This is a genomic window from Streptomyces sp. NPDC060035 (genome assembly GCF_042736635.1).
Lineage (GTDB): Bacteria > Actinomycetota > Actinomycetes > Streptomycetales > Streptomycetaceae > Streptomyces.
In genome coordinates this window covers 196,899-208,837 of record NZ_JBHWVO010000011.1, presented here as the reverse complement: position 1 = coordinate 208,837, position 11,939 = coordinate 196,899, and the positions used below count along the sequence as shown (strand labels likewise).

General features: G+C 70.0%; 9 protein-coding genes and 1 pseudogene. 2 read left to right on the top strand and 8 right to left on the bottom strand.

The window, feature by feature from the left end; translation table 11 throughout:
• Positions 1 to 8: 8 nt before the first annotated feature.
• Positions 9 to 608, bottom strand: a complete 600-nt coding sequence (locus ACFWBQ_RS19780; RefSeq protein WP_385490393.1) for a TetR/AcrR family transcriptional regulator — start codon at positions 606 to 608, stop codon at positions 9 to 11.
• Positions 609 to 745: 137 nt separating this feature from the next.
• Between ACFWBQ_RS19780 and ACFWBQ_RS19775 the strand changes: the two genes are divergently transcribed.
• A complete protein-coding gene (locus ACFWBQ_RS19775; RefSeq protein ID WP_385490390.1) occupies positions 746 to 3,037 on the top strand; it encodes a glycoside hydrolase family 3 N-terminal domain-containing protein in 2,292 nt (763 codons plus the stop codon).
• A gap of 119 nt (positions 3,038 to 3,156) precedes the next feature.
• Here ACFWBQ_RS19775 and pruA read toward each other — a convergent pair whose 3' ends face one another.
• Both pruA and ACFWBQ_RS19765 read right to left on the bottom strand, forming a co-directional pair.
• Positions 3,157 to 4,788, bottom strand: coding sequence for an L-glutamate gamma-semialdehyde dehydrogenase (gene pruA / locus ACFWBQ_RS19770; RefSeq protein ID WP_385490387.1), 1,632 nt, complete (start codon positions 4,786 to 4,788; stop codon positions 3,157 to 3,159).
• A gap of 57 nt (positions 4,789 to 4,845) precedes the next feature.
• Positions 4,846 to 5,772: a proline dehydrogenase family protein gene (locus ACFWBQ_RS19765; protein ID WP_385490384.1), complete on the bottom strand. Its 927-nt coding sequence runs from the start codon at positions 5,770 to 5,772 to the stop codon at positions 4,846 to 4,848.
• A gap of 180 nt (positions 5,773 to 5,952) precedes the next feature.
• Between ACFWBQ_RS19765 and ACFWBQ_RS19760 the strand changes: the two genes are divergently transcribed.
• Entirely contained in the window at positions 5,953 to 7,092 is a 1,140-nt protein-coding gene (locus ACFWBQ_RS19760) for a PucR family transcriptional regulator (protein WP_385490381.1), read from the top strand.
• A gap of 468 nt (positions 7,093 to 7,560) precedes the next feature.
• Here the strand turns inward: ACFWBQ_RS19760 and ACFWBQ_RS19755 are convergent, their stop codons facing one another.
• From ACFWBQ_RS19755 to ilvN, 5 genes and pseudogenes are all read right to left on the bottom strand, one after another.
• Complete coding sequence (locus ACFWBQ_RS19755; protein ID WP_385490378.1) at positions 7,561 to 8,100, bottom strand: RBBP9/YdeN family alpha/beta hydrolase; 540 nt, start codon at positions 8,098 to 8,100, stop codon at positions 7,561 to 7,563.
• Between the two features lie 51 nt (positions 8,101 to 8,151).
• Positions 8,152 to 8,217 (bottom strand): annotated as a pseudogene (locus ACFWBQ_RS19750) (hypothetical protein); the annotation flags it as partial.
• Between the two features lie 195 nt (positions 8,218 to 8,412).
• Positions 8,413 to 10,005 (bottom strand): phosphoglycerate dehydrogenase, encoded by a 1,593-nt coding sequence (gene serA / locus ACFWBQ_RS19745; RefSeq protein WP_385490375.1) that lies wholly within the window; start codon positions 10,003 to 10,005, stop codon positions 8,413 to 8,415.
• A 297-nt stretch (positions 10,006 to 10,302) separates the two neighbouring features.
• Positions 10,303 to 11,301 carry a ketol-acid reductoisomerase gene (ilvC, locus tag ACFWBQ_RS19740; RefSeq protein ID WP_385490372.1) on the bottom strand — a complete coding sequence of 333 codons (999 nt, stop codon included), beginning with the start codon at positions 11,299 to 11,301 and terminating at the stop codon, positions 10,303 to 10,305.
• A 105-nt stretch (positions 11,302 to 11,406) separates the two neighbouring features.
• On the bottom strand, positions 11,407 to 11,934 hold the full coding sequence (ilvN, locus tag ACFWBQ_RS19735) for an acetolactate synthase small subunit (protein ID WP_385490368.1): 528 nt from the start codon (positions 11,932 to 11,934) through the stop codon (positions 11,407 to 11,409).
• Positions 11,935 to 11,939 lie beyond the last annotated feature (5 nt).

The following is an 11,939-nucleotide window of genomic DNA, read 5'->3' as shown; positions in this document are numbered from 1 at the left end:
CGAGCCGCTCAGAACGGCACGGTGAGCTGCGCCTGGACATGGGCGCGCAGGACGCCCGCCATGTCCGTCGCACCGTCGGCCAGGAGCCACTGCACCTGGAGCCCGTCCATCAGAGCGATCAGCTGCTGCCCCGCCGCCGCGGGGTCGACGCCCTCGCGCAGCGCACCCTCCTCGCGCACCTGGGCGTAGGCGTCCTGCGCCCCCGACACCGAGTTGCGGTAGCGCTGTACGAAATAGGCGTGGGCCGGGTGCTCGGCCGAGGTCGCTTCGGCCGAGCACACCGAGAACAGCTCGACGATCCCGCGGCGGGTGGCGTTCAGCGCGGCCAGCTCGGCGAACCTGCGGAGCCGGTCGACGCCGGTGACCGCATCGGTCGAGAGCCACTCGCCATCCACTTCGTCGCGGTGTTCGAGCACCGCGAGCAGCAGGGACTCCTTGGTCGGGAAGTGGTGCAGCAGACCGGGGTGCGAGATACCGCACCGGTTCGCGATGACCCGCAGAGACGCCCCCCGGTATCCGGCCTCGCCGAACTGGGACATGGCCTGGTCGAGGATCTCGCGTCGCTTCGCACGGCCCTTGGCGTAGCCACGCCGTACTTCGGCGGTCACGCGCCACCTTCCCGGTTCTTCCGACCGGTTTGCGCCGGCCGGAATCGATGATCGGACTCGCACACCCGAAGTTACTTACCAGGTGGTCGGTATTGACTCTATGGTGAACCCGAACCGTGTCGCGAAAGGACCCCCTCGTGTCCCCCACCCTGCCCTACCTCGACCCCGCGCTGTCCGTCGCCGAGCGGGTCGGCGACCTCCTCGGCCGTATGACGCTGGCCGAGAAGACCGGTCAGATGCTCCAGCTGAACGCCAAGGACGGGGTGCGGGACCTCATCGAGGACCTGCACGCGGGTTCGATCCTCCACGCCTCGCCCGACAGCGTCCTCGAAGCGGCTGCGCTCACCGAGCGCACGCGCCTGCGCATCCCGCTGCTGGTCGCCGAGGACTGCATCCACGGGCACTCCTTCTGGGAAGGGGCCACGATCTACCCGACACAGCTCGGCATGGCCGCGACCTGGGACCCGGAGCTCGTGCAGCGCATCGCCAGGGCGACCGCCGTGGAGGTCGCCGCGAGCGGGGTCCACTGGACGTTCTCCCCGGTGCTCTGCATCACGCGCGATCTGCGCTGGGGCCGGGTCAGCGAGACGTTCGGCGAGGACCCCTTCCTCATCGGCGAGCTCGCCTCGGCGATGGTCCGCGGCTACCAGGGCGAGGGGCTTTCGGACCCGACGGCGATCCTCGCGTGTGCCAAGCACTTCGCGGGCTACTCCGAGACGCAGGGCGGCCGTGACGCGAGCGAGGCCGACATCTCGCGGCGCAAGCTGCGCTCCTGGTTCCTCCCCCCGTTCGAGCGGGTCGCCCGCGAGGGCTGCCGTACGTTCATGCTCGGCTACCAGTCCATGGACGGTGTGCCGGTCACGGTGAACAACTGGCTGCTGAACGAGGTGCTGCGCGGGGAGTGGGGCTACACCGGCACCCTGGTGACCGACTGGGACAACGTCGGCCGCATGGTGTGGGAACAGCGGATCCACGCCGACTACGCCCAGGCCGCTGCCGCAGCGGTCCGCGCGGGCAACGACATGGTGATGGCGACTCCGAAGTTCTTCGAGGGCGCGCAGGAGGCGGTGGCCCGGGGCACCCTCGACGAGGCGGAGATCGACGCGGCGGTCCGTCGCATCCTGACGCTGAAGTTCGAGCTCGGTCTCTTCGAGAACCCGCGCCACCCCGACGCCGACCGACAGGCCGCGGTCATCGGCAGCGCCGAGCACGCCGTACTGAACCTCGAGGCCGCCCGCCGCTCGCTGGTCCTGCTCACCAACGACGGCACCCTGCCGCTGGCCGGCGGCCTCGAGCCGGGCCGCGACGGCCGCGCCCTCGCCGGCCCCGGCTCGGGACCGCGCACGGTTGCCGTCATCGGGCCCAACGCCGACGACGCGCAGACCCAGCTCGGCGACTGGGCGGGTTCCTCGGGACAGGCGAACTGGCTGCCGGACGGCCACCCGCGCGGAATGATCCGTACGGTGCTCGACGGATTCCGCGCGCACGCCCCTGAGAGCTGGACCGTCTCCTACGCCCGTGGCGCCGAGATCCTCACGGTGGGTCCCGACCCGGAGGGGGCGCTCTTCCCGGACGGGCAGCCCCGGCCCCATGTCGTCGTCCCGGCAGAGCCCAGTGGCGCTCTCATCGCCGAGGCGGTGGCCGCCGCCGAGGCGGCCGACCACGTCGTCGCGGTCGTGGGCGACCGCATCGAGCTGGTCGGCGAGGGGCGCTCGACCGCGACCCTGGAACTGGTCGGCGACCAGATCGCGTTGCTCGACGCGCTCGCCGCGACCGGCAAGCCGCTGGTCGTCGTCGTCATCAGCTCCAAGCCGCTGGTGCTGCCGCCGTCCGCGCTCGGCGCGGCGGCGATCGTGCACGCCTTCAACCCGGGCATGCAGGGCGGCCGGGCCGTGGCCGAGCTGGTGCTCGGCCTCATCGAGCCGTCTGGGCGGCTGCCGGTCTCCTTCGCTCGGCATGCGGGCCAGCAGCCGACCTACTACAACCAGATCCGCGGCCAGCACGGCACCCGGTACGCCGATCTCACCCAGAGTCCGGAGTTCGTGTTCGGCGAGGGCCTGAGCTACACGACCGTCACGTACGCGGATCTGGAGGTGCTCACGACGAGCGTCGGCGTGTCCGACACCGTGCACGCACGCGTCACGGTCAGCAACACCGGTGACCGGCCCGTACGGGAGACCGTGCAGGTGTACATCAGCGACACGGTGACCTCGGTGACCTGGGCCGAGAAGGAACTGAAGGCGTACCGGCAGGTCGAACTCGCCCCCGGCGAGACGCGCGAGGTCCTGGTCGAGCTGCCCGTCGCCGCGTGCACGCTCGTGGACGCCGAGGGCGCCCGTATCGTCGAGCCGGGCGGCTTCGAGCTGCTTGTCGGCCCGTCCTCACGCGACGATGTCCTCCTGCGGGCGGGCTTCACCGTGAAGGGCTGAGGTCACTGCCCGCACCCCGCCGCCCGGAAATGGAAACCGCCTCCCGGCCGGCGGGGGGGGGAGCCGGTCGGGAGGCGGAGTACGGGGCGGGGCGCCGCAGTGCGGTGCCCCGGGGGGTGTCAGCCCTGGTGGGGGTAGACGTAGTCGGTCGGCGGGACCAGCGTCTCCTTGATGGCGCGGGTCAGCGTCCAGCGCTGCAGGTTCTGCGGGGCGCCCGCCTTGTCGTTGGTACCCGAGGCACGGCCGCCGCCGAAGGGCTGCTGGCCGACGACGGCGCCGGTCGACTTGTCGTTGATGTAGAAGTTGCCCGCGGCGTAGCGGAGCTTGTCCATCGTGTACGCGGCAGCCGCCCGGTCGTGGGAGATGACCGCGCCGGTCAGCGCGTAGTCGGAGACCGACTCCATCTGCTCGAGCATGGCGTCGTACTTCTCGTCCTCGTAGACGTGCACGGCGAGGATCGGGCCGAAGTACTCGGTCGTGAAGACCTCGTTGGCCGGGTCGTCGCAGGCGATGACCGTCGGACGGACGAAGTAGCCGACGGAGTCGTCGTACGTACCGCCCGCAACGATCGTGCAGGACGGATCGGCCTTCGCACGGTCGATCGCGGCCTTGTTCTTCGCGAACGAGCGCTCGTCGATGACGGCACCGATGAAGTGCGACAGGTCGGTGACGTCGCCCATGGTGATGGAGTCGACCTCGGCCGCGAACTCCTCCTTGAAACCGGAGTTCCAGATGGAGGCCGGGACGTACGCACGGGAGGACGCGGAGCACTTCTGGCCCTGGTACTCGAACGAGCCACGGGTCAGCGCGGTCTTCAGGACGGCGCGGTCGGCGCTCGGGTGCGCGACGACGAAGTCCTTGCCGCCGGTCTCGCCGACGAGCCGCGGGTAGGTGCGGTAGTTGGCGATGTTGTTGCCGACCGTCTTCCACAGGTGCTGGAAGGTCGGGGTCGAGCCGGTGAAGTGGATGCCGGCCAGGTCACGGTGGTTCAGCGCCACCTCGGAGACGGCCTTGCCGTCGCCGGTGACCAGGTTGATGACGCCCTTGGGCAGACCGGCCTCTTCCAGGAGCTGCATCAGCAGCACGGCGGCGTGGGTCTGGGTCGGGGACGGCTTCCACACCACGACGTTGCCCATGAGGGCGGGCGCGGTGGGCAGGTTGCCCGCGATGGCGGTGAAGTTGAAGGGCGTGATCGCGTAGACGAAGCCCTCCAGCGGGCGGTGGTCCATACGGTTCCACACGCCGGGGGAGTTCGCCGGGGGCTGCTCGGCGAGGATCTGGCGCGCGTAGTGCACGTTGAAGCGCCAGAAGTCGACGAGCTCGCAGGGGCAGTCGATCTCGGCCTGCTGGGCGGTCTTGGACTGGCCGAGCATCGTGGACGCGGCCAGCGTCTCGCGCCAGGGGCCGGCCAGCAGCTCGGCGGCGCGCAGGATGATCGCTGCGCGGTCGTCGAAGGACATCGCGCGCCAGGCCGGGGCTGCGGCGAGGGCGGCGTCGATTGCGTCCTGCGCGTCCTGCTGCGTGGCGCCGGCGAACGTACCGATGACGGCCTTGTGGTTGTGCGGCTGTACGACGTCGAAGCGCTCGCCGCCACCCATCCGCTTCTCGCCGCCGATGGTCATCGGCAGGTCGATCGGGTTCTCGGCGAGCTCCTTGAGCTTCAGCTCGAGGCGGGCACGCTCGGGGGAACCGGGGGCGTAGGAGCGGACCGGCTCGTTGACCGGCGCGGGGACCTGGGTCACAGCGTCCATGAGTGCCTTGTCTCCTTGGTTGGGGTGGGTGGTCGGCCGGGCGGGTCAGCCCTTGGTTCAGCCCTTGGTGAGGATCGAGCGGGCGAAGAACAGCAGGTTGGCCGGCTTCTCCGCGAGGCGGCGCATGAAGTAGCCGTACCAGTCGGTGCCGTACGCCGTGTAGACGCGCATCCGGTGGCCCTCGGCCGCGAGCCGGATCTGCTCGTCGCTGCGGATCCCGTACAGCATCTGGAACTCGTACTCGTCCAGTTTGCGCCCGGCCTGGCGGGCGAGCTCCTGGCCGATGGCGATGAGGCGCGGGTCGTGCGAACCGATCATCGGGTAGCCGTCGCCCAGCATCAGGGTCTTCAGGATCCGGACGAACGCCTTGTCGATCTCCGGCTTGTGCTGGTACGCGACGGAGGCGGGCTCCTTGTACGCACCCTTCACCAGGCGGACCCGGCTGCCGGCGTCGGCGAGGCGTCGGGCGTCGTCCTCGGTGCGGAACAGGTAGGCCTGGATCACGCAGCCGGTCTGCGGGAAGTCCTTCCGCAGCTCCTCGTGGATGGCGAACATCGAGTCGAGGGTGGTGTGGTCCTCGGCGTCCAGCGTGACCGTGGTGCCGATCGCGGCGGCGGCCTCGACGACCGGCCGGATGTTGGCGAGCGCCAGCTCGTGGCCGCCGTCGAGGGACTGGCCGAACATCGACAGCTTGACCGACATCTCGGCCTTGGTGCCGAGCCCGAGCTGCTCGAGGCGGCCGATCAGCTCCAGGTAGGCGTCACGCGCGGCGGCGGCCTGCTCGGGGGTGGTGATGTCCTCACCCACGACGTCCAGGGTGACCTCGAGGCCCTGGCCGGCCGAGTCCCGGACGACCTGGACGACCTGGTCGACCGCCTCACCGGCGATGAACCGGTCGACGACCTGCTTGGTGCCCGGGGCAGCCGAGATGAAACGACGCATCTTGTCGCTGCGGGACGCGGCGAGAATCACGGGACCCAGCACGGGGCACCTCCACGGAATGTACGAACGAGGGCCGTACCGGTACGCATATGAACAGACCGGGACGGCACGGAGAACCACCGTGAAATCTATGGATCCTTCCGATCCTGTGCCATCGACACCTGTCACGCATCCGTGGCCGTCACCTCAGACATATGTCTGAAGAGATGCGAGACTGGCGGGGTGAAGGGCGATTACCAGGAGCTGGTCGACGAGATCTCCGCGCTGCTCGGCGCCCCCGCGACCCTGGAGAACCGGGACTTCGGCCTGGTCGCCTTCGGGGCCCATGACAGCGACGACGACACGGCGATGGACCCCGTCCGTACGCGCTCGATCCTCACCCGGCGCTCCACTCCCGCGGTCCGGGCCTGGTTCGAGGGCTTCGGCATCGCGCGCGCGACGGGCCCCGTCCGCATTCCGGCCGCCCCGGAGGCCGGAGTGTTCCGGGACCGGATCTGCCTTCCGGTACGCCATCGGGGTGTCGTACTCGGGTACGTATGGCTGCTCGACGCCGACCCCCGTCCGACCCCCGACCGGCTGACGGCTGCGATGGACGTGGCAGCCCGGATCGGCGCGCTGCTCTCCGACGAGGTGCGGGCGGGCGCGGACCTGTCCCGGGAGTTCGGCGCGGTCCTCGCGGCCGGGCGGGGGTGGCAGCGCGACATGGCGGTGGCCGCGCTGCACGAGGCCCTGGGACCGGACGCGGACGGGCTGCACACCGTGGTGTGCGTGACCCCGTGGCCGGACGAGGCCCCGTCGGTCGCTACGGTGCCCTCCGCAGCGGCCCTCGCCACGGTCGCCTCGGCAGGCACCCTGTCACTGGCCGCGCTGATGCGGCTGCGCTCCCCCGACACCCTGGACCCGGCGACGACGGCCGCGGACCGTCTGCGCACCACTGCGGGACCCACCGCCACGGGCGGGATCGCGATCGCCCGCCGGGGTCTGGCGGAGCTGGCCGACTCCTGGCACGAAGCCCTGTCCGCGGCCCGCGCGGCCGGGGCGGAATCCCGCTTCGGCCACGTCGCCGACTGGCGGGCCATCGGCCCGTACCGGCTGCTGGCCTCACTGCCCCCGGGTCCGGACACCGCCCCGGACCACACGGTCCGCACCCTGCTGACCCCGCCGCACACGGAACTGGCCCGCACCGCCGAGGTGTTCCTCGACTGCGCGGGCCAGGCGAGCCGGACGGCGGCCGAGCTGGGCATCCACCGCCAGACGCTCTACTACCGCCTCGCGCGGGTCCAGCAGCTCACCGGCCTGGACATGAACGACGGCGAGGACCGGCTGCTCCTCCACATGGCACTGAAGGCGGCGCGGCTGTAAGTCGGCGGTGCGGGGCCCGCGGTTTCGTGAACAGTTCCACGTGATCAAGAGCGCTGTCAGGGCGGATCCGGGTGGCCGGGAGAGCCCGGACGTCCTCACGCGGCTCGTACAGCCGGTGATGCCACCGCCACCGCCGTTGTCAGGTGGCCGCCGTCGGGGCCGCAGGGTGTGCCGTCGTTCGGTGATCCCGCCCGCCGACCACGGCCGGCGGCCCTCTGTGGCGGACCAGCACGGTGAAGAGGGTCCCGACGGCGAAGGCCAGGGATACCGCGCCGTGACGTCAGCGGTGCACTCCGTGGTCCTGTCCGCCTCCCGCGGCGCGGCGGCCCCGGGCACGTCCAGGGAGCCGCGGCAGCCGTCAGGACCGGTCGGAGCCGGGGCGCTTTCCGAAGTCGGTGCCGTCCGCCCGCGGGGCATGCGGGACTTCCGGAACACGCTTCGGCGGAGGGCACGGCTCCCGGCAGGTGATCAACGGGCGAACCGGTCACTGAAGACGGACCAGCCCTCGGGCCAGTCGCCGACCCCGGATTCGACGTTGAGGTGTCCCTTGCGGCCGACGTTCACCAGCCGGGCTCCCAGTTGCTCGGCGCCTGCCGCCGCATGCTCCAGGGAGCCGTAGGGGTCGTTCTCGCTGGCGACCACGACCGCCGGGAAGGGCAGCCGGCCGTGCCGGGACGAGTCGAAACCAACCGCCGCAGTGGGGAAGGCGGCGCCGGACACATCCGGCATCGCGACCAGGAACGCACCGGCCACGGTCTCGTCCTGGTGCGCCGAGGCCCATTCGGCCACCAGCGTGCAGCCGAGGCTGTGGGCGATGAGGACCTTGGGACCCTCGATCGCCCGGAGGGCGTCATCGAGCTCCTTCACCCACACGTCGCGCACGGGGGTGTCCCAGGAACTGTGCTCCACCCAGACGCTGTTCGCCATCCGGCTGCGCCAGACGGACTGCCAGTGCGCCGGTCCGGAGTTGCTGATACCGGCGATGAAGACGTGCGTTGCCAAATCCATGTCAGACCTCGTACTCGACGCGACGCCGTCGAGGCGCAGGCGATCCTGGATGAGGACACGGCTGTCGTTCTTGTCGTGTCCGAGCAGCAGGCCCGCTTCCCCCAGGCGGATGACGATCTGCGCACAGCCGCGGCGGTTCGGTGCCGAGCCGGGGAGCGGACGGCCGTCCGGGGGGAGTCAAGAACTCTTCCCGGCGCGGAGCACTGCTCCGGCCGGCCCGGACCGCGGCGGGTGCGTGTCTCCGGACAGCAGTGCACCCGACAGGCAGATGTTGCGTCTGCCTGCCGGGTGCGGTTGCCGTGCGGCCGTGAATCAGTCGGTGAGGTTCACCGAGCGGGCCGAAGTGGCGCCGATCTCCTCCGCGATCTCGGTCAGGACCGACTGCGGGATGGTGTCGTCGACGGTGAGGACGACCAGCGCCTCGCCGCCCGCGTCCTGCCGCGAGACCTGCATGCCCGCGATGTTCAGTCCGGCCTCGCCGAGGATCTTGCCGACCGCGCCGACGACGCCGGGACGGTCCTCGTACCGCAGGACGACCATGTGGTCGGCGAGCGCCAGGTCCACGTCGTGCTCGCCGATGCCGACGATCTTCTGGAGGTGCTTGGGGCCGGCCAGCGTGCCGGAGACCGCGACCTCCTCGCCGTTGGACAGCGTGCCGCGGACGGTCACCACATTGCGGTGGTCCGGCGACTCGGAGCTGGTGGTGAGGCGGACCTCGACACCGCGTTCCTGCGCGAAGAGCGGGGCGTTGACGTACGAGACCGTCTCGTCGACGACGTCCTCGAAGACACCCTTGAGCGCGGAGAGTTCGAGCACCTTCACGTCGTGCTGGGTGATCTCGCCGTAGACCTCGACGTCGAGCCGGGCCGCGACCTCGCCCGCGAGCGCGGTGAAGATACGGCCGAGCTTCTCGGCGAGCGGCAGCCCGGGGCGCACGTCCTCGGCGATGACGCCGCCCTGGACGTTGACCGCGTCCGGCACGAGCTCACCGGCGAGGGCGAGGCGAACGGACTTGGCGACCGCGATGCCCGCCTTCTCCTGCGCCTCGTCGGTGGAGGCACCGAGGTGCGGGGTGCAGACGACCTGGTCGAACTGGAACAGCGGGGAGTCCGTGCAGGGCTCCTTCGTGTACACGTCCAGACCGGCTCCGGCGACCCGGCCCTCCTTGAGGGCGGAGGCGAGCGCCTCCTCGTCGACGATGCCGCCGCGCGCGGCGTTGACGATCCTCACCGAGGGCTTCACCTTGTGCAGCGCGTCGTCGCCGATCAGGCCGAGCGTCTCGGGGGTCTTGGGGAGGTGCACCGTGATGAAGTCGGAGACCTCGAGCAGCTCGTCCAGGGTGAGGAGCTTGACGCCCATCTGCGCGGCGCGCGCGGGCTGCACATAGGGGTCGTACGCAACGATCTTCATGCCGAAGGCCGACATGCGCTGCGCGACGAGCACGCCGATACGGCCGAGGCCGACGACACCGAGGACCTTCTCGCTGAGCTCGACGCCCGTGTACTTCGAACGCTTCCACTCGCCGTTCTTGAGGGCGGTGTTGGCCTGCGGGATGTTGCGCGCGGTGGCGACGAGCAGACCGCAGGCGAGCTCGGCGGCCGTGACGATGTTGGACGTCGGCGCGTTGACGACCATCACGCCGGCCTTGGTGGCCGAGGAGACGTCGACGTTGTCCAGACCGACGCCCGCGCGGGCGACGACCCTGAGCTTCTTCGCGGCGGCGATGGCCTCGGCGTCGACCTTGGTGGCCGAGCGCACCAGGATCGCGTCGACATCGGCGATCGCGGGGAGGAGTTCGGCGCGGTCCGCGCCGTTGCAGTGCCGGATCTCGAAATCCGGACCCAGAGCGTCGACCGTGGCGGGCGACAGCTCTTCAGCAATGAGTACGACAGGTTTCGAGCTCACGTGTGTCCTCACAAGTCCAGTGCGGACGGCCGTCCCGACGGCCGCAGGCGGTGGAGGGGCTAGCCGCGTGGGAGACGCACGACACTGTGGGCCCTGACGCGTGTATGTGTTGAGAAGTGTAGTCATGCGGCCGGGCGGCATCTGCGCCCCGGTGGAAGGATCACCCGCACGAGGTGGACGGCCTGTACAGACGTACGGTGCCGTCTCCTTCCACCGCCCCTCCCCCGCAGTGACACGGGGCCGAGACAGACCGTGCACCGGGGGCGGGCCCGTGCGGACCCGCCCCCGGTCAGAGGCTCAGGCCTCGTTGTCGACCCAGCTCATGAGCTTGCGCAGCTCCTTGCCGGTGCTCTCCAGCAGGGACTCGCTGTCGGCCTTCTTGTACTCGTTGTACTTGGGCAGACCGTTGTGGTACTCCGCCATCCAGGCCTTGGCGAAGGTGCCGTCCTGGATCTCGGTGAGGACCTTCTTCATCTCGGCCTTGGTGTCGGCCGTGATGATGCGCGGGCCGGTGACGTAGTCGCCCCACTCGGCGGTCTCCGAGATGGACCAGCGCATCTTCTCCAGGCCGCCCTCGTACATCAGGTCCACGATGAGCTTCAGCTCGTGCAGGCACTCGAAGTACGCGATCTCCGGCTGGTAACCGGCCTCGGTCAGCGTCTCGAAACCGGCCTTGACCAGTGCGGCCGTTCCGCCGCAGAGGACGGCCTGCTCACCGAACAGGTCGGTCTCGGTCTCCTCGGTGAAGGTCGTCTTGATGACGCCGGCGCGGGTGCCGCCGATGCCCTTCGCGTAACTGAGAGCGAGCGCCAGGCCCTTGCCGGTGGCGTCCTGCTCGACGGCCACGATGCACGGAACGCCGCGGCCCTCTTCGTACTGGCGGCGGACCAGGTGACCCGGGCCCTTCGGGGCGACCATGCAGACGTCGACGCCCGCCGGCGGCTTGATGAAGTCGAAGCGGATGTTCAGGCCGTGGCCGAAGAACAGCGCGTCGCCGTCCTTGAGGTTGCCCTTGATGGACTCCTCGTAGACCTGGGCCTGGATCGGGTCCGGGACGAGGATCATGATGACGTCGGCCTCGGCGGACGCCTCGGCCGGGGTCACCACGCGCAGGCCCTGCTCCTCGGCCTTGGCCTTGGACTTCGAACCCTCGTGCAGACCGACTCGGACGTCGACACCCGAGTCGCGCAGCGACAGCGCGTGGGCGTGGCCCTGGCTTCCGTATCCGATGACCGCGACCTTACGGCCCTGGATGATGGACAGGTCGGCATCGTCGTCGTAGAACAGCTCGGCCACTGGGTCTTCTCCTTGGTGTGCAGGTGTTGCGTCCCACCGTACGGCGGGGTGCGTCAGATACGTTGTCGGGTCTCGCCATGCGAGCGGCGAGAGTGCCCTGAATGATTACGCCGAGCGGTCGAGTGCGCGCAGAGAACGGTCGGTGATCGAGCGCGCGCCGCGCCCTATGGCGATGGTGCCGGACTGGACGAGCTCCTTGATGCCGAACTGCTCCAGCATCTTGAGCATGGCCTCCAGCTTGTCGGCGCCCCCGGTCGCCTCGATCGTGACGGCCTCGGGGGAGACGTCGACGGTCTTGGCGCGGAACAGCTGGACGATCTCGACGATCTGGGAGCGGGTCTCGTTGTCGGCGCGGACCTTCACCAGGACGAGCTCCCGCTGGATCGCAGCGGAGGGCTCGAGTTCGACGATCTTCAGGACGTTGACCAGCTTGTTGAGCTGCTTGGTCACCTGCTCCAGGGGCAGGCCCTCGACATTCACCACGATGGTGATGCGGGAGATGTCGGGATGCTCGGTGGTACCGACCGCGAGTGAGTCGATGTTGAAGCCGCGCCGGGAGAACAGTGCCGTGATCCGGGCGAGGACACCTGGCTTGTTCTCGACCAGGACGGAGAGCGTGTGCTTGCTGGACATGGAGT